General features: G+C 67.0%; 29 protein-coding genes. 12 read left to right on the top strand and 17 right to left on the bottom strand.

Features of this window, described 5'->3' with window-relative positions; genetic code table 11:
- Positions 1-47: 47 nt before the first annotated feature.
- The 3 genes from G5B40_RS08610 to G5B40_RS08600 form a co-directional block, all read right to left on the bottom strand.
- Positions 48-398, bottom strand: coding sequence for an MmcQ/YjbR family DNA-binding protein (locus tag G5B40_RS08610; protein ID WP_165097533.1), 351 nt, complete (start codon positions 396-398; stop codon positions 48-50).
- Positions 395-1,531: an amidohydrolase/deacetylase family metallohydrolase gene (locus G5B40_RS08605; protein ID WP_165097531.1), complete on the bottom strand. Its 1,137-nt coding sequence runs from the start codon at positions 1,529-1,531 to the stop codon at positions 395-397. Before G5B40_RS08605 ends, G5B40_RS08610 begins: the two co-directional genes overlap by 4 nt.
- Positions 1,532-1,596: 65 nt before the next feature.
- On the bottom strand, positions 1,597-2,325 hold the full coding sequence (locus G5B40_RS08600; RefSeq protein WP_165097529.1) for an SDR family NAD(P)-dependent oxidoreductase: 729 nt from the start codon (positions 2,323-2,325) through the stop codon (positions 1,597-1,599).
- 183 nt (positions 2,326-2,508) lie between these two features.
- Between G5B40_RS08600 and G5B40_RS08595 the strand changes: the two genes are divergently transcribed.
- The 3 genes from G5B40_RS08595 to G5B40_RS08585 all read left to right on the top strand — a co-directional run bounded on the left by G5B40_RS08595 (position 2,509) and on the right by G5B40_RS08585 (position 4,589).
- Positions 2,509-3,747, top strand: coding sequence for an argininosuccinate synthase (locus G5B40_RS08595; RefSeq protein ID WP_165097527.1), 1,239 nt, complete (start codon positions 2,509-2,511; stop codon positions 3,745-3,747).
- On the top strand, positions 3,747-3,902 hold the full coding sequence (locus G5B40_RS08590; RefSeq protein ID WP_165097525.1) for a hypothetical protein: 156 nt from the start codon (positions 3,747-3,749) through the stop codon (positions 3,900-3,902). The genes G5B40_RS08595 and G5B40_RS08590 overlap by 1 nt, the downstream gene beginning before the upstream one ends.
- A gap of 72 nt (positions 3,903-3,974) precedes the next feature.
- Positions 3,975-4,589, top strand: a complete 615-nt coding sequence (locus tag G5B40_RS08585; RefSeq protein ID WP_165097522.1) for a hypothetical protein — start codon at positions 3,975-3,977, stop codon at positions 4,587-4,589.
- Positions 4,590-4,598: 9 nt separating this feature from the next.
- On the opposite strand, the gene G5B40_RS08580 is transcribed toward G5B40_RS08585, so the two are convergent.
- The 6 genes from G5B40_RS08580 to G5B40_RS08555 form a co-directional block, all read right to left on the bottom strand.
- Positions 4,599-5,132 carry a peroxiredoxin-like family protein gene (locus G5B40_RS08580; protein ID WP_165097520.1) on the bottom strand — a complete coding sequence of 178 codons (534 nt, stop codon included), beginning with the start codon at positions 5,130-5,132 and terminating at the stop codon, positions 4,599-4,601.
- A gap of 73 nt (positions 5,133-5,205) precedes the next feature.
- Entirely contained in the window at positions 5,206-5,535 is a 330-nt protein-coding gene (locus G5B40_RS20990; RefSeq protein WP_165097518.1) for a DUF167 family protein, read from the bottom strand.
- Entirely contained in the window at positions 5,532-5,816 is a 285-nt protein-coding gene (locus G5B40_RS20985) for a YggT family protein (RefSeq protein ID WP_165097516.1), read from the bottom strand. Before G5B40_RS20985 ends, G5B40_RS20990 begins: the two co-directional genes overlap by 4 nt.
- A gap of 74 nt (positions 5,817-5,890) precedes the next feature.
- A complete protein-coding gene (locus tag G5B40_RS08565) occupies positions 5,891-6,784 on the bottom strand; it encodes a DMT family transporter (protein ID WP_165097514.1) in 894 nt (297 codons plus the stop codon).
- A gap of 66 nt (positions 6,785-6,850) precedes the next feature.
- Positions 6,851-7,753, bottom strand: coding sequence for a c-type cytochrome (locus G5B40_RS08560; protein WP_165097511.1), 903 nt, complete (start codon positions 7,751-7,753; stop codon positions 6,851-6,853).
- A 7-nt stretch (positions 7,754-7,760) separates the two neighbouring features.
- Entirely contained in the window at positions 7,761-8,231 is a 471-nt protein-coding gene (locus G5B40_RS08555; RefSeq protein WP_165097508.1) for a c-type cytochrome, read from the bottom strand.
- A gap of 133 nt (positions 8,232-8,364) precedes the next feature.
- On the opposite strand from G5B40_RS08555, the gene G5B40_RS08550 reads away from it, so the two are divergent.
- Positions 8,365-9,240, top strand: a complete 876-nt coding sequence (locus G5B40_RS08550; RefSeq protein WP_165097505.1) for a LysR family transcriptional regulator — start codon at positions 8,365-8,367, stop codon at positions 9,238-9,240.
- On the opposite strand, the gene G5B40_RS08545 is transcribed toward G5B40_RS08550, so the two are convergent.
- Together G5B40_RS08545 and G5B40_RS08540 are read right to left on the bottom strand one after the other, a co-directional pair.
- Positions 9,234-9,440: a SlyX family protein gene (locus G5B40_RS08545; RefSeq protein WP_165097502.1), complete on the bottom strand. Its 207-nt coding sequence runs from the start codon at positions 9,438-9,440 to the stop codon at positions 9,234-9,236. The two genes, G5B40_RS08550 and G5B40_RS08545, sit on opposite strands and share 7 nt — an antisense overlap.
- Complete coding sequence (locus G5B40_RS08540; protein WP_165097500.1) at positions 9,430-10,905, bottom strand: carboxypeptidase M32; 1,476 nt, start codon at positions 10,903-10,905, stop codon at positions 9,430-9,432. The genes G5B40_RS08545 and G5B40_RS08540 overlap by 11 nt, the downstream gene beginning before the upstream one ends.
- 158 nt (positions 10,906-11,063) lie before the next feature.
- Here G5B40_RS08540 and efp point away from each other — a divergent pair, with 158 nt between their 5' ends.
- The 7 genes from efp (at position 11,064) to G5B40_RS08505 (ending at position 16,874) form a co-directional block, all read left to right on the top strand.
- Entirely contained in the window at positions 11,064-11,624 is a 561-nt protein-coding gene (gene efp / locus G5B40_RS08535; RefSeq protein ID WP_165097498.1) for an elongation factor P, read from the top strand.
- On the top strand, positions 11,608-11,913 hold the full coding sequence (locus tag G5B40_RS08530; protein ID WP_165097495.1) for a cupin domain-containing protein: 306 nt from the start codon (positions 11,608-11,610) through the stop codon (positions 11,911-11,913). The genes efp and G5B40_RS08530 overlap by 17 nt, the downstream gene beginning before the upstream one ends.
- Before the next feature lie 26 nt (positions 11,914-11,939).
- Entirely contained in the window at positions 11,940-12,701 is a 762-nt protein-coding gene (locus tag G5B40_RS08525; protein WP_165103420.1) for an inositol monophosphatase family protein, read from the top strand.
- A 166-nt stretch (positions 12,702-12,867) separates the two neighbouring features.
- On the top strand, positions 12,868-13,224 hold the full coding sequence (locus tag G5B40_RS08520) for an RSP_7527 family protein (protein WP_165097492.1): 357 nt from the start codon (positions 12,868-12,870) through the stop codon (positions 13,222-13,224).
- 1 nt (position 13,225) lies between these two features.
- The gene (locus G5B40_RS08515) at positions 13,226-13,858 is read left to right on the top strand and encodes a GNAT family N-acetyltransferase (protein WP_165097489.1); all 633 of its coding nucleotides are present in this window, start codon (positions 13,226-13,228) and stop codon (positions 13,856-13,858) included.
- A gap of 79 nt (positions 13,859-13,937) precedes the next feature.
- Complete coding sequence (locus tag G5B40_RS08510; RefSeq protein WP_165097487.1) at positions 13,938-15,065, top strand: biopolymer transporter ExbB; 1,128 nt, start codon at positions 13,938-13,940, stop codon at positions 15,063-15,065.
- 3 nt (positions 15,066-15,068) lie between these two features.
- On the top strand, positions 15,069-16,874 hold the full coding sequence (locus G5B40_RS08505) for a peptidoglycan -binding protein (protein WP_165097485.1): 1,806 nt from the start codon (positions 15,069-15,071) through the stop codon (positions 16,872-16,874).
- Between the two features lie 7 nt (positions 16,875-16,881).
- Here the strand turns inward: G5B40_RS08505 and G5B40_RS08500 are convergent, their stop codons facing one another.
- The 4 genes from G5B40_RS08500 to G5B40_RS08485 form a co-directional block, all read right to left on the bottom strand.
- Positions 16,882-18,036 (bottom strand): DUF3095 domain-containing protein, encoded by a 1,155-nt coding sequence (locus tag G5B40_RS08500; RefSeq protein WP_165097483.1) that lies wholly within the window; start codon positions 18,034-18,036, stop codon positions 16,882-16,884.
- A 60-nt stretch (positions 18,037-18,096) separates the two neighbouring features.
- A complete protein-coding gene (gene clpA, locus G5B40_RS08495; RefSeq protein ID WP_165097481.1) occupies positions 18,097-20,421 on the bottom strand; it encodes an ATP-dependent Clp protease ATP-binding subunit ClpA in 2,325 nt (774 codons plus the stop codon).
- 161 nt (positions 20,422-20,582) lie between these two features.
- Complete coding sequence (gene clpS / locus G5B40_RS08490; protein ID WP_343040888.1) at positions 20,583-20,864, bottom strand: ATP-dependent Clp protease adapter ClpS; 282 nt, start codon at positions 20,862-20,864, stop codon at positions 20,583-20,585.
- Positions 20,865-21,109: 245 nt separating this feature from the next.
- Positions 21,110-21,547, bottom strand: a complete 438-nt coding sequence (locus G5B40_RS08485) for a phasin family protein (protein ID WP_165097477.1) — start codon at positions 21,545-21,547, stop codon at positions 21,110-21,112.
- A gap of 280 nt (positions 21,548-21,827) precedes the next feature.
- On the opposite strand from G5B40_RS08485, the gene G5B40_RS08480 reads away from it, so the two are divergent.
- Positions 21,828-23,210, top strand: a complete 1,383-nt coding sequence (locus G5B40_RS08480; RefSeq protein ID WP_165097475.1) for a D-alanyl-D-alanine carboxypeptidase family protein — start codon at positions 21,828-21,830, stop codon at positions 23,208-23,210.
- 87 nt (positions 23,211-23,297) lie between these two features.
- Here the strand turns inward: G5B40_RS08480 and G5B40_RS08475 are convergent, their stop codons facing one another.
- Both G5B40_RS08475 and G5B40_RS08470 read right to left on the bottom strand, forming a co-directional pair.
- Positions 23,298-24,623, bottom strand: coding sequence for a UDP-glucose dehydrogenase family protein (locus G5B40_RS08475; protein ID WP_165097473.1), 1,326 nt, complete (start codon positions 24,621-24,623; stop codon positions 23,298-23,300).
- A gap of 29 nt (positions 24,624-24,652) precedes the next feature.
- Complete coding sequence (locus tag G5B40_RS08470) at positions 24,653-25,459, bottom strand: division plane positioning ATPase MipZ (RefSeq protein WP_165097471.1); 807 nt, start codon at positions 25,457-25,459, stop codon at positions 24,653-24,655.
- Positions 25,460-25,493: the final 34 nt, after the last annotated feature.

Genomic DNA, 25,493 nt, shown 5'->3' with positions numbered 1-25,493 from the left:
TCGCGGCCGCAGACGATGAACGCCATCCTGGCGAAGTGGAATTCGCCTCAGAGTCCGATCTCGCGGCGTTTCGCCTTCGTCAGTTTCGCGGCGTTGATCGCGTGGCTCGCCTCGATCAGCGCGCGAAGATCGTCCGGCGCCATCGCCCCCGCCTCGATCCTGATCCAGCCGGCGCGGCCGAGATAGGGCGCGAGGCCCACGCCGGGCGCGTCCCGCCAGATCTCGCGGGTCATCTCCGTGGGTTTCAGGACGACCCCTTCGCCGCCCCAGTCGGAATGGATGGCGAAGACCTTGCCCTTCTCGCCGCCGACCTTCCAGACCGAGGCGCCGCCCCACTGGATCACGTTATGCGCGCCGGGCAGCGCGGCGCAGATGGCGTCGAGTTCGCCGCGTGTCACGTTGGCGACCACCAGGCGCCATTCAGGACGACGCCGCTGACGTTGAGCTTCATCTCGCCGGTCAGGCGCTCGCCGCGCGTATCGACATAGTCGAAGGCGCCCCGGTCGAGCGAGAGGATCGCCGCGTCGCCAACCGCGCCGGGACGGAGCGCGCCCAGTTCCGGCCGGCCGAGCGCCTTCGCCGCATTCGTCGTCGTCGCTCGGATCACGTCGCACAAAGGCATCCCGAGGCAGAGGAACTTGGAAAGCGTCGTCACCTGGTCGAAGGCCGGGCCATTGATGCAAAGCTCGTGAATGTCCGATGAGATCGTGTCGGGGGGGAAGCCCGCCTCCAGCATCACGCGCGCGGTGGCGAAGGCGAAGGAACCCTTGCCATGCCCGATATCGAAGAAGACCCCCCGCTCGCGCGCCGCGATCACCTCGGGACGCACGGTTCCGTCGGCCGCCAGCGGCGTGTTCGGGAAGGGCCGGAAGCAATGCGTGAGCACATCGCCGGGGCGGAGCCGCTCGACCACCTCGACATAGCTCGGCGGCGGCTCATCGATATGGACCATCAACGGCAGGCCGGTCTCCTCCGCCACCTGAAGCGCGTAGGTGAAAGGGGTCATGCCGTGGATGCCGGAAGCGTGCCGGCCAAGCCGGATCTTGATGCCGACGATGAGATCGCGATTGGCGTTCGCGACCTCGACCGCAGTGATCGGGTCCATCAGGCGGATGTCCTCGCTCTCTCCCACCATCACGCGCTTCGAGAAACCGAAGATCCCGGCGTGGCCGACATGGAGATAGGCGAGGATGCGGACCGGCGACGGCTCGATGACATGCTTTCGGAACCCGGCGAAATTGCCCGGCCCGGCGGAGCCGGTGTCGATCGCCGTGGTCACCGCGCTCCTGCGGCAGAATTCCACCGCGTCGATGCCGAGCGAGGTGCCACCCCAGTAGACATGCGTGTGCATGTCGATCAGGCCGGGGGCGACGATGCGCCCCGCCACGTCGCGGACATCCCGCGCGCCAGAAAGATTGGCGCCGACCGCCGCGACGCGGCCGCCGGAAAAGCCGACATCCATGATCCCGTCCAGCCCCTCGCCGGGGTCGATCACATGGCCGCCCTTCAGGACGAGATCATAGTCGGTCATGCGCCTCTCCTGTCGTTTCCGCGCCATCGGGGCGCGATGCGATCCGCAAGGGATTCCCGGCGGGTTCAGTTCGCGCTGTAGCCGCCGTCCACCGGCATCGTCACGCCGGTGACGAACCCCGCCGCCGGCGAAGCGAGGAACAGCACCGGCTCAGCCATTTCCTCCGGCCGGCCCCAGCGGCCCATCGGCGTGCGCTCGATGATCGGCCGGTTCAGCGCTTCGGCGCCTCGGACCGGAACCGTCAGCTTGGTCTCGATCCAGCCGGGCGCGATGGCGTTCACGCGAATTCCGTCCTCGGCGTAGAGCGTGGCGAGCGTTTTCGTGAGCGAGACGATGGCGGTCTTGCTCGCGCCGTAGCCCGGCACGCGGGGCGAGGCGATATAGCTGGTCATCGAGGCGATGTTGACGATCGCGCCCTTGCGCTCCGCCAGTTTCGGCCGCAGCCCGTGCGACAGCCGGTAGACGGCGTTCAGGTTGATCTCGACATTCCGCGCGAAACCTTCGGGCGTCAACGCCTCGGGCGCCCGGATCGCGGTCCCGGCGTTGTTCACCAGCACGTCGAGCGGCCCCATCGCCGTGGCGACCGCATCGACCGAGGCCGGATCGGTCGCGACCAGCTGCTGATAGGCGAAGCCGGAAAGGTCCTGTTCGTAATCCGCCGCCGCCGCCCGCGTCCCGGTGATCGTCACCGTGGCGCCCGCCGCCCGGAACGCCCGCGCAATGGCGAGGCCGATCCCGTCCGAGCCGCCGGTGACGAGCGCCGCAGCGCCGGAAAAGTCGAATGATACGCTCATGCCGATCCTCGTATGGAAGCCGCAACATGCGTAGCGGCGCGCCCGGGGCCGGTCAACGATCCGGCCGCCGCCGCCGCCCGCCGATTGCAACGCGCCCGCGAGCGGGATAAATGCGCGGCGTCCCGCGCCCGGAAGGGCGAAGCCAGCGGCCTGAACCCAGAGGCCCGAATCCAGAGGATCGCCATGCCAGCCGCCACCGCCCCGAAGAAAGTCGTCCTCGCCTATTCCGGCGGGCTCGACACCTCGATCATCCTGAAATGGCTGCAGACCGAATATGGCTGCGAGGTGGTGACCTTCACCGCCGATCTCGGCCAGGGCGAGGAACTGGAGCCGGCGCGGGCCAAGGCGGAGCTTCTGGGCATCGCGCCGGAGAACATCAACATCGTCGATGTGCGCGAGGAGTTCGTGCGCGATTTCGTCTTTCCGATGTTCCGCGCCAATGCGGTTTATGAGGGGCTTTACCTGCTCGGCACTTCCATCGCGCGGCCGTTGATCTCCAAGCATCTGGTGGAGCTGGCCCGCAAGACCGGGGCCGACGCCATCGCGCATGGCGCGACCGGCAAGGGCAACGATCAGGTGCGGTTCGAGCTTGCCGCCTATGCGCTGGAGCCGGACATCAAGGTGATCGCGCCCTGGCGGGAATGGGACCTCACCAGCCGCACGAAACTCATCGAATGGGCCGAGGCGCATCAGGTGCCGGTTCCGAAGGACAAGCGCGGCGAGGCGCCGTTTTCCGTCGACGCCAATCTTCTTCACACCTCGTCCGAGGGCAAGGTTCTGGAGGACCCGGCCGAGGCCGCGCCAGATTACGTCTATCAGCGCACTGTCGACCCCGAAGCCGCGCCCGACACGCCCGAATTCATCGAGATCGGCTACGAGAAGGGCGACCCGGTTTCGCTGAACGGAAAACCGCTCTCTCCCGCTCAGATGCTGACCGCGCTCAACGAGTTGGGCGGCAGGCACGGCGTCGGCCGGCTCGACCTCGTCGAGGGGCGCTATGTGGGCATGAAGTCGCGGGGTATCTACGAGACGCCGGGCGGCACGATCATGCTCGAGGGCCATCGCGGGATCGAGTCGATCACCCTCGACCGCGGCGCGGCGCATCTGAAGGATGAGCTGATGCCGAAATACGCCGAGCTGATCTATTTCGGCTACTGGTTCAGCCCGGAGCGCGAGATGCTTCAGGCCGCCATCGACCGCAGCCAGGAGCATGTGAGCGGGACGGTGCGGCTGAAGCTCTACAAGAGCTCGGTCGCCTGCGTCGGCCGCTGGTCGGACCGCTCGCTCTATTCCGAAGCGCATGTGACCTTCGAGGAGGACGCCGGCGCCTATGACCAGAAGGACGCCGCCGGCTTCATCAAGATCAACGCGCTCAGGCTCCGGCTGCTGGCGATGCGGAACAAGCGGCTGAAGGATGGCTGATGGCTGATGCGGCCGGGATCGTCGGCGCGCTTGATGGCGCGGGCGACCCTGACCGCCCCGATATCTTCGTCGAATTTTCCCGGTCGAAGCCGCCGGGACGCACGCCGTGGTCCATGCTGCGAAATGCGCGTGGGGCCGGCCTCACGGCAAGATGATGGGGATGATGCCCGGTGGGCGCGTTATGATCCGCGCGTTTCGCCCCTTCGTAGAATCGTGAGGAGACCCCCATGGCCCACAGACATGCGCTCGCCGCGGCTCTTGTCGCCGTCTTCGCGGCCCCCGCCGTCGCTCAGGACGCCGGGATGAGCTTCTTCATCACCAGCGTGAACCCTGGGAACGGCGCCGATCTCGGCGGTCTCGAAGGGGCCGACGCCTATTGCGCCGAGCTGGCCGAGGCCGCCGGCGTCACCGGCAAGACATGGCGCGCCTATCTTTCGACCAGCGCCGAGGACGCGCGCGACCGGATCGGCGCCGGGCCCTGGGCGAACGCGAAGGGGGAAATCGTCGCGAAAAGCGTCGAAGACCTCCACAGCGACCAGAACCGCCTGTCGAAAGAAGCCTCGCTCACCGAGCGCGGTGAGGTGGTGAACGGGCGCGGCGACGAGCCGAACCGGCATGACATCCTCACCGGGTCGAATCTCGACGGGCGGCTGGAGGGCGGCGCCTGCGCCGACTGGACCAGCAGCGGCGAGGGTTCGGCCATGGTCGGGCATCATGACCGGACCGGCGGCGGCGCCAACCCGACCTCGTGGAACTCGGCGCACGCCTCGCGCGGGTGCGGCCTTGAGGATCTGCGCGGGACTGGCGGCGACGGGCTGTTCTACTGTTTCGCGGCGGACTGAGGCGCGGCTTCAGACCGGGCCGACATATTCCCCGCGCGCGGGGTAGTTCTTCGCGATCGCGTGATCGAGCATCTTGAGCAGCTCGGGAAAATGCGGGCGGACGAACGGCATGGTCTGCACCGAACCGAAATAGAGCGCGCGGTTCGGCCCGGTCATGAAGAGCCCCGGCTCGGCGAAGAGGGCGGGCTCGTCCAGCCCGGTCGAGGTCTTGCCGCGCGAGGTCGAGAGGTAGAGACCCCAGTCCTTCGCTTCCGCGAGCGGCAGCCCGTAGGCGACGCGCAACGGCGAGGCGAGCTTGTCGGCCATACCCCGCGCTCTCTCCGCGGTGTCGCAGGAGATCGCGACGACGCCGACCCCGCGGGCTTCGAATTCCGGGACGAGCTTCGCCAGCTCCCCGAGATAGGTCGCGCAGATCGGGCAGTGAAGCCCCCGATAGAAGCACAGCAGCGTTCCGCGTTGCGAAGTTTCCTTCGAGAGCGTGAACGTCCCGCCGCCGTGGAGGTCGAGGGAGAGGTCGGGGGTAGGTTTGCGGGGGATCAGCATGGAATGCTCCTGTCTCGCGCGCGCAGCCGATCTGCGCGGGGCGTGAAGTCGTAGGCGACCGCGCGGACGCTCATCACGCGCGCCGGGCCGGTACGGCGGCGCGCAGGGCGTCCGCGATCGCCTGCGCGTCGCCGGAGATGTGCAGCCGCTTGATCCGGGCGCCGGCCCCGGCCGTCAGCGAAAGCCGGGATTTCGGCGCGCCGGCGGCCTTGGCGATCAGCTTGATGAGCGCCGCGTTCGCCGCGCCCTCGACCGGCGGCGCGGCGACGCGGACAAGGAGGACCGGCCGGCCCTCCGCATCGGCGCCGATCCCGTCGATCCGGTCGGCGCCGCCTTTCGGCGTCAGCCGGACTTTGAGCGAGACCCCGCCCGGCGCCGCGCGCCAGGGTTCCGCGCCGCTCAATAGGGCGAGAGATTGTTGTTGACGACGATCTGCAGCGCCGAAAGCGCGAGAAGAACGATGACCGGGGTGATGTCGATCCCGCCCATCGACGGCAGCAGGTTTCGGATCGGCCGGTAGACCGGCTCGGTCAGCCGGTTCAGCCCGGACCAGATCTGGTAGACGAGCGGCTGACGGATGTTCAGCACGTTGAACGAGATCAGCCAGCTCATCACCGCCTGCACGATGATGATCCACCATGCGATCCCGATCGCCATGTTGAAGATCGCAAGAAATGAACTCATGCTCGCCTCCGATTTCAGCGCTTCTCAGGTAACGGCGGAGGGGCGTCGCCGCAAGGGTTTCGCTTTTCGCGCCCTTAGCGCGCCTTTCGCCGGTAGTTCACCAGGACGATGCCGAGCGCGACCAGCGCCAACGCGCCGATCAGTCGGGGCGAGAGCGGTTCGTCGAAGATCACCCAGCCGAAAAAGACGCCGAAAACCGGCGCAAGAAATCCGAAGCTGGCGACATCCGAGGCCGGATAGATCGTCAGCACCCAGAACCAGGCGAGAAAGCCGCAGGCGACGATGGCGAGCGCCTGGAAGAACAGGATCCCGGTCAGCGCCGCGGTCGGCGCGCGCAGCATGTCGCCGGTCAGCCATGCGGCGCCGATCAGGATGGGGATGGAGACCGCGAGTTGATAGAGGAGCTGCATCTCCGGCGAAGAGCGCGACATCCGCGTCGTCCGCGTCATCAGCGCGATCGTCGCCCAGGCGACAGCCGAGAGGAGGCACATCACGTCGCCGATCAGCGCCCGCTCCGAGGCCGGCGCCGCGTTGCCGGAGAGCGCCAGGACCACCCCGCCGACGGCGAACGCGAGGCCGGCCGCCTTCGCCGCGGTCATGCGCTCGCCCGGCAGCAGGAAATGCGCGCCAAGCGTCACCCAGACCGGCATGGTGTAGAAAAAGACCGAGGCGCGCGAGACCGAGGTGTAATCGAGCGCGACAAACAGCAGCATGAACTCGACGCAGAAAACCAGGCCGCAGGCGACCCCCGCCGGAAGGCTGCCGTCGCTGATCGAAAGCCGTTTGCGAAGCAGCAGCGCGAAGATGAGCACCGGGAGGAATGCGATGGCCGAACGAAGCCCGGCCTGAAAAAACGGCGCGTAGCCGGCGTTCACCAGTTTCACCAACGCCTGATTGAGCCCCAGGGACGCCGAAAAGCTGACCAGCACGGCGCCGCCAAAGGCGTCGATCCTGTCTTTCCTCTGCATCGTAGTCATCCTCCCCCCGGTCTTAGATCAGGGGCGGACGCGCAAGGCAAAGCCGCATTCTGCAGATCAGGGTTGCGTGGAGAGGGGCGGCAGCGCTTTCAGATATGCGGCGATGGCGGCGCGATCCTCATCCGTCAGGAAGGCGGTGTTCTGCACCACGTCCGCCATCTGCCCGCCGGCGACGTCGTAATCGGGTGTGAAGCCGGATTTCAGATATTCGGCGATATCGGCCGCGCTCCAGTCCAGCCCGCCTTTGCCCGGCGTGATGTTCGGTATGCTTCCCTTGCCGTCCGGGTTCGGCCCGCCCGCCATCCAGCGCCCGCGCTTCAGCCCGCCGAACGCGTCGCGCGGGGTGTGGCATTCGCTGCAATGGCCCGGCCCCTCGACCAGGTAGCGCCCGCGCTCGATCTGAGGATCGCCGGTTTCGATCACCGGATGGGGCGAAAGGTAGAGCCGCTTCCAGAGTCCGACCCCGCGCCGGACGGAGAAGGGAAACGACACCTCATGCGCGACGCTCGTCTTGTCCGAAACCGGCAGGGTCATGAGATGGGCGTGAAGATCGACGACATCGGTCAGCGCCATCCGCGCGTAGGAGGTGTAGGGGAACGCGGGATAGTAGTGTTCACCCTGTGGCGAGACGCCCTCGATCATCGCGTTGGCGAGGTCCTCTTCGCTCCAGCCGCCGATCCCTTCGGGCCCTGGCGAGATGTTCGGCGCGTGGAAGGTTCCAAACGCGGTGACGAAGGCCCGTCCGCCGCCGAGCGCGACCTCTCCTTCCGCTCCTGGCGGCGTGTGGCAGGAGGCGCAGCCGCCGATATGGAAGATCCGCTCGCCGCGCGCGGGGTCGCCGGAGAGCCCGTCGAACGCGGCCGGATCGATCCTTTGCGGCGCCGTGAGCAGCCAGATGCCGGTCAGGCCCGCCGCGCCGATCGCGCCGAGCCCGATGATGAAAGCGCGCGTCCGCTTCATTCGTCCCTCAGTTTTTCGGGACGCGGTATTCCTTGTGGCAGGCGCCGCAGGCCTTTCCGACCGGTCCGATCCCTCCGCGCAGCGCTTCCAGCCCGTCGCCCGCGACCGCAGCCAGATTCGCGGTCGCGTCAGCGAGCGCGTCGATGTTTTCGGTGATCGCCGGATAGCTTGTCCAGATCACCGGGAGCGCTTCGGTCGCCTCCTCGCCCAGCGTATCGCTGTCCGAGCCGGCGGGCCACATCGCGCCCTGATCCAGCGCCGCGACCGCGGCCAGCGACTCCGCCGCCGCTTTCGCCTGCTCGGAATCGTACTCGACCTCGCCTTTCGCCATCGCGCCGAGCTGGCCGATATAGTGGGCGTTGAGCTTCATCAGCGATTGCCGCGCCGACACCGCCTTCGAGACGTCCTGGGCCATGGCTGCGCCAGCGCCAAGCGCGACCACCGCGGCCAGGCTGAATTTCACGAAATCTCCGATCATTGGCGTTCCTCTGCTGTGGCGGTGGACGCTGTCGCCGACCGCCTGCTGGCTCTGGTCTTTCAGACCATCCCCAACAGTGTAACTTGTGCGAAATGATGGTAGAACCCTGCAAATTTCGTTATGGAGATGTGCATTGCCGCACAACGGAAGCTGGGATGATCTACGCGTCGCGCTTGCGGTCGCGGATGCGGGTTCGGTGAACGCCGCCGCGAAGGCGCTGGGCCTCAACCACGCTACTGTTCTGCGCCGGATCAACGCGTTCGAGCGCCGTCGCGGCTTCACCCTGTTCGAGCGGAGCGCGCGGGGCGCCAGCGTCGCGCCCTCCGCCGCCGCGATGATTGAGAGGCTTCGCGCGGTCGAAGCCGCCATCGACGGGTTCGAGCGGGCGGCGGCCGGCGCGGACGGCCGGCTTTCCGGCTCGCTCAGGCTGACTTCGACCGATTCGCTCGTCGTTTCGCTCCTGCCGCCGCATCTCGCGGCGTTCCGGGCCGCCTATCCCAAGATGAGCGTGACGCTGGCGGCGACCAACGCGCGGCTCGATCTCGGCCGGCTCGACGCCGAGATGACCGTGCGCCCGGCGCAGGCGCTGCCCGAGAATCTAGTCGGCGAGCGGGTGGGCGCCATGCGGATGCGGGTCTGGGGCTCGGCGGCGTATCTCTCGGCGCATCCCTCGGGCGATCCGGCCGATCACGTCTGGCTGGGCGTGTCCGAACTGCTTTCGCGGTCTCCGGTTCATGAATGGCAGCAGTTGCTGCCCAAATCGCGCATCGCGTTTCGCGCGGACAGTTTCGTCACGCTCGCGGCGCTGGCGCGCGATGGGATCGGCCTCGCGTGTATCCCCGACTGTCTCGCCACGGGGCTCACGCGGGCCGCCGCGTTCAGCGAGACGTTCGAGACGGGCGTCTGGGTCGCCGCGCATCGGGACCTGGCGGAGACCCCGCGCATCCTGGCCTGCCGGCGTTTTTTCGCGGCGGCGCTGCGCGCCGACCCGGTTCTTCGAGCTCAGTAGTGCGGTGGGCGCTGATCGGGATCGGGGGCGTCCTCCGGCTCCGCCGCCATCGCCTCCAGCGAGCGGGTCAGTTTCGCGATCTGATGTTTCAGCGCGTCGATCTCCGCCCATTGCCGGGAGCAGGTCTCGGAAAGGTCGGCGATCTCCGCCTCGGCGTGAGCGAGCGCGATCTCCAGCGACTCGAAGCGCTCAGAGGTCATAGAGCGCCCCGAATTTCGCTTCGAGATGATCGAGAAGGGGCGCCGCGGAGGGCGGCGCGCCCGTCGCCTCCTCGATCAGCGCCGGGGCGGCCAACGCCCGTCCCCTGACGTGGATCTTCTCGCGCAGCCAGGCGAGGATCGGCCCGGTCTCAGCCGTGCGCAGCATCTCGTCGCGCCCCGGAAGCGCCGTTCGCATCGCGGCGTCGAGACAGGCGGCGTAGACGTTGCCGAGCGCATAGGTCGGGAAATAGCCGAAGAGCCCGGCCGACCAGTGCACGTCCTGCAGCGCGCCAAGCGCGGCGTCGGGCGGCGTCAGCCCGAAATCGCGCCGGAAGCGCGCGTTCCATTCCGCCTCCAGCGCATCCACCTCCAGCGCCCCGGAGATGAGATCGCGCTCCAGTTCGAACCGCAGCAGGACATGGAGATTGTAATGCGCCTCGTCCGCCTCGGTGCGGATGAAGCCGGTCTCGACGCGGTTGGCGGCGGCGTAGAGCGCGTCCGGCCCGTCGAGTCCGGTTTCGCCGAACGCCTCCACCATCACGGGATGCAGCCACTCTGCGAACGGGCGTGAACGCCCGACCCAGTTCTCCCAGAACCGGGACTGGCTTTCATGCACCGCCATCGAGCAATAGTCGGCCGCCGGCAGGAACGGATCGGCCGCGCCCTGCGCATAGAGCGCGTGGCCGGTCTCGTGAATGGTCGAGTAGAGGCAGTTGAAAGGGTCCGCCTCGTCCACGCGCGTGGTGATACGGACATCGCCGCCGGTCCCGGAACAGAAGGGGTGAACCACGAGGTCGATCCGTCCGGCCTCCAAATCGTAGCCGATGCGCCGCGCCACCGTCTTCGCAAGGCTGAGTTGCCGCGCCGACGCGAAGGCGCCTTCGGGCGCTTTCGGGGCGGGTTTCTCGGCGATCGCGGCGCGGAGCGCGGTGAGGCGCGGGCGCATCCCCTCCAGCATTGGGCCGATATCGGCGGTCTTTGCGCCGGGTTCGAACTGATCGAGCAGCGCGTCGTAGAGCGCGTCCGGCCCGTCCCCTTCCGCGAGACAGGCGGCCTCCTCCCGCTTCAGCGCCAGGATCTGCTTCAGGGCAGGGGCGAAGGCCTGAAAGTCCTTCGCCGCCCGCGCGGCGGCCCAGACGCGATGCCCTTCCGACGCCGCTTTCGCGCTTTCTTCCGCCAGCCGCGCCGGAATGCGGGTCGCCAGGCGATAGGCCCGCTCCGCCTCGCGGAGATTCGCCGCGTCGAATTCCGATAGCGCGCGGCGGTCGATCGCCGCGATCCACTCAGGGATGCGCGGATCGGCGTTGCGCGCGTGGATCACCGCCGCCATCGCCCCGGCCAGTTCCGCCCGTTGCGCGGCGCCTTTCACCGGCATCATCGCCTCCTGATCCCAGGAGAGCAGCCCCGCCGTCTGCTCCAGCGCGGCGGTCTGGCGAAGATGGGAGAGGAGGGAGGCGAAGGACATATGGAAGCTCCGTCGGTCGAAACGATGCGCGGTGGGATACGCCCAATTCCGGGCAAAGACAAAGCATGGCTTCGCCACCGCGGCGCGCCGCCTTGCCACCTCCCATCCGTCCCGATATACGCGCCGAGACCCCGACCGACGCCCCAGCGAGGCACCGCATGAAGATCAACGGCAACGAAATCCGTCCCGGCAACATCATCGAGCACAATGATGGTCTCTGGATCGCCGTGAAGACGGCGCATGTGAAGCCCGGCAAGGGCGGCGCCTTCGCGCAGGTCGAGCTGAAGAACATCCGGAACGGCTCCAAGCTCAACGAGCGCTTCCGCTCGGCCGACAAGGTCGAGCGGGTCCGGCTCGATCAGAAGGATCAGCAGTTTCTCTACGAGAGCGACGGGATGCTGGTCTTCATGGACTCGGAAACCTTCGAACAGACCGAGATTCCCGCCGATATCCTCGGCGACCGGCGGCCCTTCCTTCAGGACGGGATGACCGTGACGGTGGAGTTTTACGAGGAGGAGGCGCTTTCCTGCACACTCCCCGAGAAGGTCACCTGCGAGATCAGCGAGACCGAGCCGGTGGTGAAGGGCCAGACCGCCGCGAACAGCTTCAAGCCGGCGGTGCTGGAGAACGGCGTCCGCGTCCTCGTCCCGCCCTTTGTCGGTCAGGGCGAAAAGATTGTCGTCAATACGGAGACAGCCGAATATGTCGAGCGCGCGTGAACCGGCGACCCCGGAGCAGATGATCGACAACGACCGGGTGCGGGTGACGCGGTGGTCGTTCAACCCCGGCGCCGCGACCGGCTGGCATGTCCATGAATACGATTACATCGTCACGCCCATCATCGGTTCGGCGGTGACCATCGTCGACGGGGAAGGCCGCGAGACCGCTGTCGAGATGGTCGCCGGCGTTTCCTATTTCCGCGAAGCGGGCGTCGCGCATGATGTGATAAACGCCGGGCCGGGACCGCTCGTCTTCGTGGAGACGGAACTGAAAGAGGCGCGGACGTGACCACCGGCTCGGCCAATCTCAACGTGATGATCAAAGCCGCGCGGCGCGCCGCGCGCGGCCTCAACCGCGATTTCGGAGAGGTGGAGAACCTTCAGGTCTCGATGAAGGGAGCGGGAGATTTCGTCTCCCGCGCCGACATCAAGGCCGAACAGGTCATTCGCGACGTGCTGATGGAGGCGCGCCCCGCCTATGGCTGGCTGGGTGAAGAGAGCGCCGCGGCCGAGGCCGAAGACGGGATGCATCGCTGGCTCGTGGATCCCCTCGACGGGACGACGAATTTTCTTCACGGCCTGCCGCACTGGGCGGTCTCCATCGCGCTGGAGCGCAAGGGAGAGATCATTTCCGCCGTGGTGTTCGACCCGGTCAAGGATGAGATGTTCACCGCCGAAAAGGGGCAAGGGGCGTGGATGAACGACCGGCGCCTCCGCGTTTCGGGCCGGCGTGACATGATCGAGATGATTTTCGGCACCGGCGTTCCCTTCGCCGATTCCAAGCACCTGCCGAAATCGCTGCGCGAGTTCTCCCTGCTTCTGCCGCGCTGCGCCGGAGTCCGGCGCTGGGGCGCCGCCTCGCTCGACCTCGCCTATGTCGCCGCGGGGCGGCTCGACGGGTTCTGGGAGCGCGGCATCCAGCCCTGGGATGTCGCCGCCGGATCGCTGCTGGTGCGCGAGGCGGGCGGGTTGATCGGCGCTCTCGACGGGCCGGGCGACCCGGTCAATGACGGTCGCATCATCGCCGCGAACGCCGAGGTGTTCGAACGGCTGGGCGAAATTCTCGCCGAGGCCTGACACGTTAGCACGGAAGGCGGCGGCGAGCCTTGCGTATTTTGCATTGCAGCATTGCCTTGCGAAATCCTCGGTATCATCCAATTAGAGCTAAGGTGCGCTGCAAGAGAACAGCCACGGGGCGAATGTTGTCAGGGGGAGGAGACGCGCCTTAGTCAGGAGGTCTCCAATGTCGCACGCATCCAGATCCGAGGGTTTCGGGAAGACGCCCGAGTTCCTTGTTCCGGACATCACTTTCGAAGAAATCGATGCGGCCATGTCGCGCGCGAGACGTTTGCGCGCCGAGGCGGTGGCGGCCGGTTTCGCCGGTCTCTGGCGCGCGCCGGCGCGGCTTTTCACGCGGCGCGCGGCGCCGCATCATGTCCGGACATCGCTCACGGCGCTCCGGTCGTCGGCCGAGATTCTGCGGGATAACCCGGAAATCGACCCGGCCCAGCGCCGACGGCTCGTCGATATCGTCCTCGCCGAGGAGGCGCGGCTCGAACGCCTGATCGGCCGGTACGATCGATCGGAACGCGCCGCCTGACATGGCGGGCGGTTACCCGCGGCTCGAACCGGAGGCGCCGGAGCCGTTGATCGTCCGGCGGCTGTCGGCTTTCGATCTTCCGGCGATCGAGGCGCATTTCATGGCGCTCGGCGCGCCTGATCGCCGATTGCGCTTTTTCGGTGGGGTCGGCGATTCCGGGATCCGGGAGCATTGCCGCCGGATCGACTGGGCGCGCCTTGTCGTGCTCGGCGCAGCGCGTGGCGACCGATTGGTCGGGGTGGCGGAACTTGCGCTGCCGCCGCGCGGCGGAGCGGCCGAGGCGGAGCTCGGGCTGTCGGTGGATGCGGCCGAGCGGCGGCGCGGGACCGGCGCGCGTCTTCTGGCGGCTTCGCTCGCTCTCGCCCGGAACCGTTACGCCGGCCGCCTTACGCTGCGGTGTCTGGCGGATAATCCGGCGATGCGGGCGCTCGCGATCAAATTCGGCGCAAGTCTTCAAGCCCATTCAGGCGAGTTCGCTGGGGTCGTCGCGGCGCCATGGCCGAGCCTTCCGAGCCTCTTCGAGGAAGCGGAGGTCATGCGCGCCGGTTGGCTGCACGCGGTTTTCGAGTTGAACCCACTTCCCCCCGCCGCCCCGCAGAGCCCTGCGTTCGCTTCGGGAAAGCGCGCCGCCTGAGGTCTTGCGGCTCGCCCCGCGCCGCCCCATGATGCGCCGCGACATGAGACGCGCGAGAGAAAGCGGCGGAGGGCCGGGCATGGTCGCCATTAACCGGACCAAGACGGAATTCGAGCAACCGGTCCGGCAGATCCTCGCGATGCTCGCCGCGCTGGCGGCGGTCGGCGTCGCAGCCTATTTCCTCTACAAGCCGATCGAGACGGTATTCCTCGCCAATGTCGGGTTGAACGGGCTGATCGGAGGGGTGTTCCTCATCGGTCTGGTCGCCACGTTCTGGCAGGTGATCTCGCTCATCCGGGCGGTGAGCTGGATCGAGGGGTTCGCGATCGACCGGCCAGGGCATGAATTCGTCGAACCGCCGCGGCTCTTGCGCTCGCTCTCCACGCTCCTGCGCGACCAGCGGGCGCGCAGCGCGCTGACCGCGACTTCGACCCGCTCGATCCTCGACACCGTGGCGACGCGGATCGACGAGAGCCGCGACATCACGCGCTATATCATCAACCTGCTGATCTTTCTCGGCCTGCTCGGCACGTTCTGGGGGCTTTCGCTGACCGTGCCGGAAGTGGTGAACACGATCCGCTCGCTGAAGCCGACCGCGGGCGGCGGGATCGATTTCGACAAGTTGATGAGCGGGCTGGAGAGCCAGCTGAGCGGCATGGGCACGGCCTTCGCCTCCTCCCTGCTCGGCCTCGCGGGCTCGCTCGTGGTCGGGTTGATCGAATTGTTCGCCTCCCGCGCGCAGAACCAGTTCTTTCGCGAGCTGGAAGACTGGCTGGCGACGATCACCCGGATATCGCTCGCCACCGACGCCGCCGATGGCGACCAGATTGGCGCCGCCGCGATGCTGGTCGAACAGAACTCCAGCCAGATATCCGAACTCGCCGGCCTCGTCGCGGAGATGGTCGCGCGACTGGAGATGGCGGATGAGGCCAAGGACGCCCCGCAGGCCGACCCGGAGGAGGGCGCGCGGCAGACCGCGCTGCTGGCCCGGATCGCCGAACGACTGGAGACGCCGCAGGAGGCGGCCCCCGCCGGCGGCCTTGACGATGAGACGCAGGCGCGCATCCGTAATATCGACCGGCAATTGCTGCGGCTGACCGAGGAGCTGGCCGCCGGCCGTCAGGATGCGGTCGGCGAATTGCGTGCTGAGATCGGCGGGCTCTCACGCGCGCTGACCATGCTCGCCGAACGGGCCGGGCGGGACTGAGCGATGGCGGTCGGCCGGCTTTCCGACCGGGCGAGGACCAGCGCCGCGATATGGCCAGGTTTCGTCGACGCGATGACGGCGCTTCTGCTGGTGCTGATGTTCGTGCTGTCGATCTTCATGATCGTCCAGTTCGTGCTTCGCATGCAGCTCACCGGCCAGGAGACGCTGATCGAGATTCAGGAAGACAGGATCGGCGAGCTGAACGCCCAGCTCTCCTCGCTCTCGAACGTGCTGGCGATGGAAGTGACGCGGGGCGAGGATCTCGACCGTGAACTGAACGTCGCGCGCGCCACGCTGATCGACCGCGAGGGAGAGATCGACCGGCTCGGGGGCGTGGTCGCCGGATTGAACGAAGAGAAGGCGGCGCTGCAGAACCGCGTGGCGAGCTTCGAGACGCAGGTCGCCTCGCTGCTGGCGGAGCGCGCGAAGCTGGAGGATAACGTCGCTGCGCTCGAGACGGCGCGCGACGCCGAGATCGACGCGAAGGAGGCGCTGAATCTGGCGCTGGCCAAGGCGCGCGAGGAGATCGACGCCGAAGCCGAGGCGGCGCGCCGCGCGGCGGCGGAGCGCGAGGCGCTGGAGGCGCTCGTCGCTTCGTTGAAGGATGAGAAGGCCGAGGGCGAGGCCGCGATCTCGAAGCTGAAAGCCGAGGATGCGGCCAATCTGGCGCTCATCGCCGCGCTTGAGGGCGAGCGCGATGAGGGGCGGGAGCGAATAGCGGAGCTGGAGGCGGCGCGCGAAGCGGCCGCGAACGACGCCGCCGCCAACGCCGAGGCGCGGGACGCGGCGCTGGCGCGGGTCGGTGAACTGACGGCCGAGCTGAACGAGGAGGAGCGGCTGCGTCTCGCCTCTCTCGCGGCCGCCGAGGCGCTGCGCCGGAAATTGCGCGACGCGGATGCGGAACTGACGTCGATGACGCTGGCGTTGGAGGAAAAACGCCGTCAAGCGGAGGAAACGCTGACGCTGCTGGCGGCCGCGGAAGCCGCGAAGCGGGAGCTGGAGGCGGCCCGCGACGACCTCAACGCCGAGTTGAGCGAGCAAGAGAAGGCGAAGGAGCGCGAAAAGGCGCTGCTGGCGCTCGCGCGCTCACGCCTTGCGGAGCGCGAAACGGAGGTTTCCGAACAGGCGAAGGCGCTCGCGCTGCTCAATGAGCAGGCGGCGGAACTGCGCGCGCAACTGGGGCAGCTATCGGCGCAGCTTGGCGCGTCCGAGGCGAAGGATCGCGAATCCGAGGCCGAAATCGCCAATCTTGGCGCGCGGCTCAACGCGGCGCTCGCCCGCGAGGTGCAGCTCAAGGCCCGCGAGGCCGAACGACTCAAGGCGGAGAACGAAAGCCTGGAGAGCTATCGTTCCGAGTTCTTCGGCGAGATGCGCAAGGCGCTCGGCGACCGGCGTGACATCCGCATTGTCGGCGATCGCTTCATCTTCCAGTCGGAGGTTCTGTTCGACACCGGTTCGGCTGAACTCGGGTTCGAAGGCCGGGCCGAGCTTTCCAATCTCGGCGGCGCGCTGCGCGAGGTGATCGACCGGATTCCAGACGGTATCGACTGGTTGCTGGTTGTCGAAGGCCATACTGATGATGTGCCGATCAGCGGCGGGCGCTTCCGCGACAACTGGGAATTGAGCCAGGCGCGGGCGCTTTCGGTCGTGCGCTTCCTCACCGAATTCGAGGATGTGCCGGCTGAACGGCTCGCGGCGCTCGGCTATGGCCAGTTTCAGCCCCTGGATACGCGCGACACGCCGGAGGCGCGGGCGAGGAACCGCCGGATCGAGTTGAAATTCACCGAGAGACCGCCGCGCGGCGGGTGAGCCGGGCTCAGGCGCCGCCGGCCTTTATCATCGTCGCGGCCGCCGTGTAGCCGCCCGCTGCGCCATCGACGAAATGGACATGGTCGTCCTCGGTGATGGAGGGAACGATGCAGGTCATGATCGCGGCGTCCTGTTCGAAAAGCCCGTAGCGGAGAAGGCCCCTTTCCGCCGCCCGATCCAGCAGCGCCCCGATCCGCTTGCGCGTTTCCGGATCGCAGTCGATCGTCATCTTCAACCCGTCGTCGAATTTCCGGAAATCGACGTTCGCGGCGGTGACGCGGCAGTAATGTCCGGGGTCGAATTCACCCGCCTTCATGCCGGTGCGAAAGAAGAAAAGGGCGAGCAGTGTTTCGAACCAGAGTTGCGCCTTTCGTTTCCAGAGCGGTTTGTCGCCCCGGCTCGCTTTCGCCTCCAGCTCCAGCCCCTCTGGCGGCCAGCGGTAGGACGGGCCTGTCTGGGGGATGGGGTTCCCGGTCCGCTCCAGTTCCTCTTCGATCGCGATCAGCTCGCCGAGCGTGGCCGCGACTTCGCTCGGGTCCGCATCCGGCGACGGCAGAACGACCAGCGAGAGGATCTTGCCGAACCGGGCCTCCATCGGCGTCCAGCGGCAGGAAAGCCCGGTGAGATCGGGGCGCGCGCCCTCGGGCGCTATCGGCGCCTCGAAGCGGCCGGCCTTCATCTCCGCCTCCAGCCAGGAGACGCCGCCGCCGGAAAACATCGCGTAGTCCGCGCCGCGCGAGGCGCGATAGCGCGCGACGGCCACTTCGCGGCCTTCGGCCCTGATCTCCGCCACCGTCGCCGCCGCGGCGCGAAGCGTGACGCCGAACTCCGCCAGCGCCCAGCGGCGCGTGGCGCCGAGCGCGGCGCGCGCCGTCTCGGCCTCGCGTGGCGGAACGGCGAAGACCGCGCCGTCGCCGCCGAAAACATAAGGAAAGGCGAGCCCGGCATGCGCGTTGATCTGCGCCGAGATCACCGCCGCGCCGATGGTGTTCACAGTCTTGTACGCGCCGCTCCGGATCAGCGCGGTCGAGCCCTCGATATCCGCGGCCCCGACCAGCCAGTCGTCTGGCATCGGCGAATACGCTCCGGGGCGCGCAAGATCGTCGAATCGTTCGCGCAGCGGCAGGGCGTCGAAAAAGGCGGCGCTGGCTTCTGGATCCATCTGGGCGGGTTTCTCAGGCGTTCGTCGCGGGGCGCGCGTTCACCCGCCCCGCCAAGGTCGCTATTCCGCCGTCAGGAGCGGCGGCCGGTCGCCCGAAAGCCGTTTCGCCTCCGGCGGCGTGATATCGAGCGCAAGTTCGCCATCGCGAACCTCCACCTTCACCAGCCCGCCCTTGGCGAGTTTGCCGAAGAGAAGTTCCTCGGCCAACGGTTTCTTGATGTGCTCCTGAATGACCCGGGCGAGCGGGCGCGCGCCCATCCGGTCGTCATATCCCTTGTCGGCCAGCCATCCGGCGGCCTCGGGGGAGAGCTCGATGGCGACGGCGCGATCCATCAGCTGGGCTTCGAGCTGCAGAACGAACTTCTCCACCACCTGCAGGATCACCTCGCGCGGGAGGGCGCCGAAGCTGACCACCGCGTCGAGCCGGTTGCGGAACTCGGGGCTGAAGGCCTTCTCGATGGCGGCGATATCCTCGCCCTCGCGCCGGTCGCGGCCGAAGCCGATTGCGGTCGCGGCCTGCTCCGCGGCGCCGGCGTTGGAGGTCATGATCAGCACGACATTGCGGAAATCGACCGATTTTCCGTTGTGGTCCGTCAGTTTGCCGTGATCCATCACCTGCAGGAGGATGTTGAACACGTCGGGGTGCGCCTTCTCGATCTCGTCAAGAAGGAGGACCACATGCGGGTGCTGATCGACGCCGTCGGTCAGAAGCCCGCCCTGATCGAAGCCCACATAGCCCGGGGGCGCGCCGATCAGGCGGCTGACGGAGTGTTTCTCCATGTATTCGGACATGTCGAAGCGCAGGAGCTCCACCCCGAGAATATCCGCGAGTTGTTTCGCGACCTCGGTCTTGCCGACACCGGTGGGCCCGGCGAAGAGATAGGAGCCGATCGGCTTTTCCGGTTCGCGGAGTCCGGCGCGGCTGAGCTTGATCGCGCTCGCCAGCGCGTCGATCGCCCGATCCTGGCCGAAGACGACGCGCTTCAGCTTGCCCTCCAGATCCTTGAGAAGCTCGGCGTCGTCCTTGGAGACGCTCTTCGGCGGGATGCGGGCGATCTTCGCCACGACCGATTCGATCTCCTTCACGCCGATGGTCTTCTTGCGCTTCGAGTCGGCCAGCAGATGCTGAGCCGCGCCGGCCTCGTCGATGATGTCGATCGCGCTGTCGGGGAGCTTCCTGTCGTTGATGTAGCGATGCGCCAGATCGACCGCCAGCTTCACGGCCTCGCCGGTGTAGCGGATCTCGTGGTGATCCTCGAAATAGGGTTTCAGGCCGCGGATTATCTTCACCGCGTCGTCGAGGCTCGGCTCGTTCACGTCGATCTTCTGGAACCGGCGGGAAAGCGCGCGGTCCTTCTCGAAATGCTGGCGATATTCCTTGTAGGTGGTCGAGCCCATGCAGCGGAGCGTCCCCGACTGAAGCGCGGGCTTCAGGAGGTTGGATGCGTCCATCGCGCCGCCGGAGGTGGCGCCGGCGCCGATCACGGTGTGGATCTCGTCGATGAAGAGAATCGCGTCAGGGTGATCCTCCAGCTCCTTCACCACGGCCTTCAGCCGTTCCTCGAAATCGCCGCGATAGCGCGTACCGGCCAGAAGCGCGCCCATGTCGAGGCTAAAGATCGTCGCCCCGGCGAGCACGTCTGGCGTCTCGCCCTCGACAATCTTCTTCGCCAGACCTTCCGCAATGGCGGTCTTGCCGACGCCGGGATCGCCGACCAGCAGCGGGTTGTTCTTCCGCCGCCGGCAGAGCACCTGGATGCAGCGCTCGACCTCGTCGCCGCGGCCGATCAGCGGGTCGACCTTGCCCTGGCGCGACTTGGCGTTGAGATCGACGCAGTACTTCGAGAGCGCGGTCTCCTCCGCCTTGCCGCCGGCGGGCGTCTCGGTCTCCGCCTCATCGGCGTCCTCGGCGCCCCTCACCTGCCGCGGCTCGCCATAGGCGGGGTCCTTGGCGACACCGTGGCTGATATAGTTGACCGCGTCATAGCGGGTCATGTCCTGTTCCTGCAGGAAGAAGGCGGCGTGGCTCTCGCGCTCGGCGAAGATCGCGACCAGCACGTTGGCGCCTGTGACTTCCGAGCGCCCTGAGGACTGGACATGGATCGCGGCGCGCTGGATCACGCGTTGAAAACCCGTGGTCGGCGCAGCTTCCGATCCCTCGATCTCGCTGACCAGCGTCTCCAACTCCTCATCGATGAACCGAGTGAGGGCGGCGCGCAGCGCCTCGACATCGACGCCGCAGGCGCGCATCACGCCCGAGGCCTCCGGTTCGTCCACAAGGCTGAGCAGGAGATGCTCCAGCGTCGCCAGTTCATGCCGACGGGCGTTGGCGAGCGCAAGCGCGCGGTGGATGGCCTCTTCCAGCGACTTGGTGAAGGACGGCATGTGAGCTCCGTTCGTCGATAGCGCGGTCGCAACATGCGGCCGCATTCGGATGACAACACTTTATGTCGGGCTTGTCAGCACCCGATCAAGACGAAGGGCGCCGCAAAGTGTAATTTTACAGTGAACGGGCCGGCCGAGGTTCGCGGGGAACGGGCGTACGCCTATTCCTTTTCCATCGTGCATTGCAGCGGATGCTCGTTCCGGCGCGCATAGTCCATGACCTGCGTCACCTTGGTCTCCGCCACTTCGAAGGAGAATACGCCGACCACCGCGAGGCCGCGGCGATGGACGGTCAGCATCAGTTCGACCGCCTGGGTGTTGGTCAGCCCGAAAATGCGCTCCAGGACATGAACGACGAACTCCATCGGCGTGTAGTCGTCGTTGAGCAGCATGACCTTGTAGAGCGAGGGACGCTGCGTTTTCGATTTGGGCCTGGCGATGATCGCGGTGTCGGCGCCGCCCTTGCGCGTATCGCCGCCCCCGTCATCGTCGGGGCCGGATTTCCGGCGCTCGTCGTCATCCGCGGCGCGGACGAGAACGGCCCTGTCGATTTTACGGACTTCGGTCATCGAGGTTCCGGCGTGTCATTCATGGCGATTGACGCCATGATATAATGACCACCCCCGACAAGAAAAGGGGGCCGTGGCCCCCTCTTCGAACTTCGGCGTCTGGTCGCGCTGGAGCGCGTTCAGAGGCGATAGGACTTCACCATGTCGGCGGCGGCGGCGGCGCGCGCGTTCATCGGCTCGGCCATGTCCTTGGCGGCGGCCATGAACATCTCGTTGATCTTCGCGGCCTGCTTCATGTAGCCGTCCAGCGAGGTCTTGGCGAACGCGGCCTGCTTCTCAACGAACTCGGGCACGGTCTTGATCGAGGACATCTCCTTGGCGGAGGCGACGGCTTCCTCGACGGACTTCTTCGAGAAGCTCATGATCTCGGCGTTCAGCTCTTCAGCGGCCTTGACGGCGACGCTGGAGGATTTCATCAGCGCGTCCATGTTGTCCTGGCCGAAGGCGGCGACGTCCTCGAGGGATTTGCTGATCTTCTCGAACTGGTCGGTCGCAGCTTTCTGCGCATCGGCGGCGAGGGTCTCGACTTTCGCGGCGGCGTCTTTGGCGGTGGCCATAATCGCGTCTCCTTCGGAATGCGCCTGGTCGGGTCGGCCGGGCTGGGTTCTGGTTACGGAAGGCTATATGGCGAGCATGTTGCACTGCGTCAATAATTTTCTTGCAGCGCAGCAAAAAAACTTTGCACCGCCGCTTTTCTTCGCGGTTAGGTTTTCGGAAAAGACTTTTTGTTTCCATCGGCTGTCCGACGATGTTAGCATCCCGTCAGAGCATGTGTTCGGATGGGCCGCGAAAGAGCTCGCCGGGCGCGAATCAAAAGACTACAGGCGCGAGGGTAATATGGGTATGCTGCGCACGGGGATCGCCCGGTTGGCGATCGTGCTGGGGGTTCTATGCGCGGCGGCGGGCGCCGCTTCCGCGGCCCCCTACGCCGCACTGGTGATGGACGCGCGCTCCGGCGCGATTCTTCACGAGCATGACGCGGACCGAAGACTTCAACCGGCGTCGTTGACGAAGATGATGACGCTCTACCTTACATTCGAAGCGGTGACATCAGGCCGTCTGAGCCTTGACCAGCGCGTCAAGATTTCGCGCAGGGCGGCGGCGCAACCGGCTTCGAAGATCGGCATGCGGGTCGGCCAGCGGGTCACGATCCGGGATCTGATTCGCGCTGCGTCGGTCAAGTCGGCCAATGACGCGGCGGTCGCGCTCGGCGAGGTTCTCGGCGGCAGCGAGGCGGAGTTCGCGCGCATGATGACCGCGAAGGCGAAGTCGCTGGGCATGATGAACACGAGCTTTCGCAACGCTTCCGGTCTGACGGCCAAGGGGCAGTACTCCACCGCCCGCGACATGGCGCTCATGGGCCGTGCGCTGTTTTACGATTTCCCGCAATATTACAATCTCTTCAGCCGTATATCGACCCGCACGATGGGCAAGACGGTCTACAACACCAACCGGCGCCTGCTGAGGAGCTATCGCGGGGCGGACGGCATAAAGACCGGCTTCACGAACGCCGCCGGCTTCAATCTGGTGTCCTCGGCGGAGAGGAACGGGGAGCGGATCATCGCCGTGGTCTTCGGCGGGCGCAGCTCGAAATCCCGGAATGCGCGAATCGCCGAACTGCTCGATCTCGGCTTCCGCAAGGCGCCGCGACAGGCGATCGTGGTCTCCACCGCGGAGATGGCGGCGCGCCACGGCGCGAGGTCGTCGGTGCGGATGGCCGCGGTGACGCGAAGCCCGACGCCGGTTCCGCGGCCGGGCGAGGTTGTCGACGAGTTGCGCGCGCTGATCGCGCAGGCCGGCGACGCGATCATTCCGGCGGCGCAGGCGTCCGAAAGCCCGGAGATCTACTCCAGCTACTCCCCTCGTCGAAGCCCGTCGCCGCTGTTCAAACCCGGAACGGCGCAGAAGGTCGCCGCGCCAATTCCGCGCCCGACCAACGGCAAGTCCGCCGCGCTCGAAGCGCAGGAGGTCGACTGGGCGGTGCAGATCGGCGTCTTCTCTCGGGAGGAGACGGCGATCGCTGAACTCACCTCCGCGGCGTTGAGCGATATCGGCGGCCTCAACCGGGCCGGGCGGGAGGTCGACACGATGACGCTTTCCGGGCGGCCGGCCTATCGCGCGCGTCTGACCGGGTTTGATCGGCCCACTGCGCTGGCGGCCTGCGTCGCGCTGCGCGAGCACGGGCGTGACTGCCTGCCGGTCGCCGACGCCGCAAGGTAAGGCGCCTGGCGTCACGGAGCGCCGGAGCGCCGCCCGCTTCGACAGGAGGATGAGGCGTTACGGCGCGCGCGCCGCGGCGTTGTCGGATCAGGGGGCGGCCGCGGGCCGGCCGACCGAACTGTAGGCGAAGCCCGCGGCGGCCGCGGCGGCGGGCCGGTAGATGTTCCGCAGGTCGACCATCACGTCTCCGGCCATGAGCGCGTGGAGCCGCGGGAGGTCGAGTCCTCTGAACTCGTTCCACTCGGTGATGATGACGACGGCGTCCGCGCCGGTCGCGGCGTCGTAGGCGTCCACCGCCCAGGCGGCGCCGGGCAGCAGCGCCTCGCCTTCCTTTCGTCCCTCCGGGTCGGCGATGACGACATGGGCGCCGGCCTCGATCAGCGTCGGAGCGATGACCAGAGCCGGCGCGTCGCGCATGTCGTCGGTGTCGGGCTTGAACGTAACGCCGAGAATCGCGATGCGCCTGCCCGCGACATCGCCGTCGCAGGCCGCGATCACCTTTTCCGCCATCCTGCGCTTGCGCGCGTTGTTGACCGCGATCACCGTTTCGACGATGCGAAGCGGCGAATCCAGTTCCTGCGCCGTATGGAAAAGCGCCAGCGTGTCCTTCGGGAAGCAGGAGCCGCCATAGCCCGGCCCGGCGTGGAGAAACTTGCCGCCGATCCGGTTGTCGAGCCCCATGCCCTTGGCCACCGCCTGAACGTCGCCGCCGGTTTTCTCGCAGAGATCGGCGATCTCGTTGATGAAGGTGATCTTGGCGGCGAGGAAGGCGTTGGCGGCGTATTTGGTGATCTCGGCGCTCTCCAGCGTGGTGAAGACCATCGGCGTTTCGCGAAGATTGAGCGGGCGATAAAGCTCGCTCATTACTGTGCGCGCCCGCTCGTCCCTGTCGCTCTCCAGACCGACGACGACGCGGTCGGGGCGCATGAAATCCTCGATCGCCGCGCCTTCGCGCAGGAATTCAGGGTTGGAGACGATGGCGACCGGCGCGTCCGGCCGCGCCGCCCTGATGCGCCGCGCGACCTCCCGATTGGCGCCGACCGGGACTGTCGATTTGGTGATCACGACGGTGAACCCATCGATCGCCGCCGCCACTTCTTCCGCCGCCGCGTAGACGTAGCTGAGATCGGCGTGACCGTCGCCGCGTCGCGCCGGCGTCCCGACCGCGATGAAAACCGCGTCGGCGGCCGCGACCGCGTTCTCCAGGTCGGTCGTGAAGCGCAGCCGGCCGGAGTCCACGTTCTTCGCCATCAGCGCCTTGAGCCCGGGCTCATAGATCGGCGTCTCGCCGCGGTTCAGGGTGTCGATCTTCTCGGTCTGCTGATCCACGCAGACGACCTCATGGCCGAAATCCGAGAAGCAGACGCCGGATACGAGGCCGACATAACCGGTTCCGATCATCGCAACGCGCATCTCTGGCCTCCTCTAGCCGCAGCCGGCCCTCATATTGCAGCGGTAACCCCCGGCAAGGCGAGCGTTTTCAGAAGGTCTCTCACTTCCTGACGCGCCGCAACATGGGAAAGCGACATTGCGCCGCCCTTCACATCCATGAGCGTGAGGCCGTCGAGAAACAATTCGCGGAAGATCACCCGTTCGGAGAACCCCGGCGCGATCCGGAATCCGATCCGGGTCGAGAGCTCCTCCAGAAACCGGCCGACCTTTCGCTTGTTATGGGCCTGAAGATTGGACATCCGGTTACGGGTGACGATCCAGTCGATCGACTTCAGACCGGCCTTGGCGCGAAGCTGGCGGGCGCGCCAGACCATTTCCGAATATACCGAAGGGCCAAGCACCTTTTCGGTGCCGGGGTCGACATGGGCGAGAAGATCGAAATCGATCAGGCTGTCGTTCATCGGCGTGATCAGCGTGTCGGCGCTGGCGTGCGCCAGCTGAGCGAAATAGCTGTGCGCGCCGGGGCAGTCGATCAGGATGAAATCCGTGAGCGCCTGCAATTCCTCAAGCGCGCGGCCGAAGCTCTCGTCGTCCTCGACCCGCGCGTCGCGCCGGTCGACGGCGCGAGAAGCGGCGAAGTTCCGTCGCTCCGGCGCGCCGAGGTTCTCGCCTGTCTTGGCGGCGTAGGCGGCGCGATTATCGAGATAGCGAAAGAAGCTCTGCTGACGAAGGTCGAGATCCATCGCCCCGACGCGCTTGCCCTGACGGACGAGCGCGGCGAAGAGGTGCATCGCCGTCGTTGATTTGCCAGAGCCGCCCTTCTCATTGCCGAGTACGATGACATGAGCGCGGGCCATGGCCCCTCCGGATAAGAGAACAGGCTAGTTCGGG

It is taken from the genome of Pikeienuella piscinae, assembly GCF_011044155.1.
GTDB lineage: Bacteria > Pseudomonadota > Alphaproteobacteria > Rhodobacterales > Rhodobacteraceae > Pikeienuella > Pikeienuella piscinae.
This window is presented reverse-complemented; position numbering and strand designations above follow the sequence as displayed.

What these genes read in the sequence shown, in the direction of transcription:
- G5B40_RS08505 (WP_165097485.1), top strand. Translation starts at nt 15,069, where the DNA reads ATGGCGGTCGGCCGGCTTTCCGACCGGGCGAGGACCAGCGCCGCGATA.
- G5B40_RS08515 (WP_165097489.1), top strand. Translation starts at nt 13,226, where the DNA reads ATGGCGGGCGGTTACCCGCGGCTCGAACCGGAGGCGCCGGAGCCGTTG.
- G5B40_RS08520 (WP_165097492.1), top strand. Translation starts at nt 12,868, where the DNA reads ATGTCGCACGCATCCAGATCCGAGGGTTTCGGGAAGACGCCCGAGTTC.
- G5B40_RS08500 (WP_165097483.1), bottom strand. Translation starts at nt 18,036, where the DNA reads ATGGATCCAGAAGCCAGCGCCGCCTTTTTCGACGCCCTGCCGCTGCGC.
- G5B40_RS08605 (WP_165097531.1), bottom strand. Translation starts at nt 1,531, where the DNA reads ATGACCGACTATGATCTCGTCCTGAAGGGCGGCCATGTGATCGACCCC.
- G5B40_RS08475 (WP_165097473.1), bottom strand. Translation starts at nt 24,623, where the DNA reads ATGCGCGTTGCGATGATCGGAACCGGTTATGTCGGCCTCGTATCCGGC.
- G5B40_RS08485 (WP_165097477.1), bottom strand. Translation starts at nt 21,547, where the DNA reads ATGGCCACCGCCAAAGACGCCGCCGCGAAAGTCGAGACCCTCGCCGCC.
- G5B40_RS08600 (WP_165097529.1), bottom strand. Translation starts at nt 2,325, where the DNA reads ATGAGCGTATCATTCGACTTTTCCGGCGCTGCGGCGCTCGTCACCGGC.
- G5B40_RS08595 (WP_165097527.1), top strand. Translation starts at nt 2,509, where the DNA reads ATGCCAGCCGCCACCGCCCCGAAGAAAGTCGTCCTCGCCTATTCCGGC.
- G5B40_RS08565 (WP_165097514.1), bottom strand. Translation starts at nt 6,784, where the DNA reads ATGCAGAGGAAAGACAGGATCGACGCCTTTGGCGGCGCCGTGCTGGTC.
- G5B40_RS08585 (WP_165097522.1), top strand. Translation starts at nt 3,975, where the DNA reads ATGGCCCACAGACATGCGCTCGCCGCGGCTCTTGTCGCCGTCTTCGCG.
- clpA (WP_165097481.1), bottom strand. Translation starts at nt 20,421, where the DNA reads ATGCCGTCCTTCACCAAGTCGCTGGAAGAGGCCATCCACCGCGCGCTT.
- G5B40_RS08555 (WP_165097508.1), bottom strand. Translation starts at nt 8,231, where the DNA reads ATGATCGGAGATTTCGTGAAATTCAGCCTGGCCGCGGTGGTCGCGCTT.
- G5B40_RS08480 (WP_165097475.1), top strand. Translation starts at nt 21,828, where the DNA reads ATGGGTATGCTGCGCACGGGGATCGCCCGGTTGGCGATCGTGCTGGGG.
- G5B40_RS08540 (WP_165097500.1), bottom strand. Translation starts at nt 10,905, where the DNA reads ATGTCCTTCGCCTCCCTCCTCTCCCATCTTCGCCAGACCGCCGCGCTG.
- G5B40_RS08530 (WP_165097495.1), top strand. Translation starts at nt 11,608, where the DNA reads ATGTCGAGCGCGCGTGAACCGGCGACCCCGGAGCAGATGATCGACAAC.
- efp (WP_165097498.1), top strand. Translation starts at nt 11,064, where the DNA reads ATGAAGATCAACGGCAACGAAATCCGTCCCGGCAACATCATCGAGCAC.
- G5B40_RS08580 (WP_165097520.1), bottom strand. Translation starts at nt 5,132, where the DNA reads ATGCTGATCCCCCGCAAACCTACCCCCGACCTCTCCCTCGACCTCCAC.
- G5B40_RS08470 (WP_165097471.1), bottom strand. Translation starts at nt 25,459, where the DNA reads ATGGCCCGCGCTCATGTCATCGTACTCGGCAATGAGAAGGGCGGCTCT.
- G5B40_RS08525 (WP_165103420.1), top strand. Translation starts at nt 11,940, where the DNA reads ATGATCAAAGCCGCGCGGCGCGCCGCGCGCGGCCTCAACCGCGATTTC.
- G5B40_RS08560 (WP_165097511.1), bottom strand. Translation starts at nt 7,753, where the DNA reads ATGAAGCGGACGCGCGCTTTCATCATCGGGCTCGGCGCGATCGGCGCG.
- G5B40_RS08545 (WP_165097502.1), bottom strand. Translation starts at nt 9,440, where the DNA reads ATGACCTCTGAGCGCTTCGAGTCGCTGGAGATCGCGCTCGCTCACGCC.
- G5B40_RS08510 (WP_165097487.1), top strand. Translation starts at nt 13,938, where the DNA reads ATGGTCGCCATTAACCGGACCAAGACGGAATTCGAGCAACCGGTCCGG.
- G5B40_RS20985 (WP_165097516.1), bottom strand. Translation starts at nt 5,816, where the DNA reads ATGAGTTCATTTCTTGCGATCTTCAACATGGCGATCGGGATCGCATGG.
- G5B40_RS08590 (WP_165097525.1), top strand. Translation starts at nt 3,747, where the DNA reads ATGGCTGATGCGGCCGGGATCGTCGGCGCGCTTGATGGCGCGGGCGAC.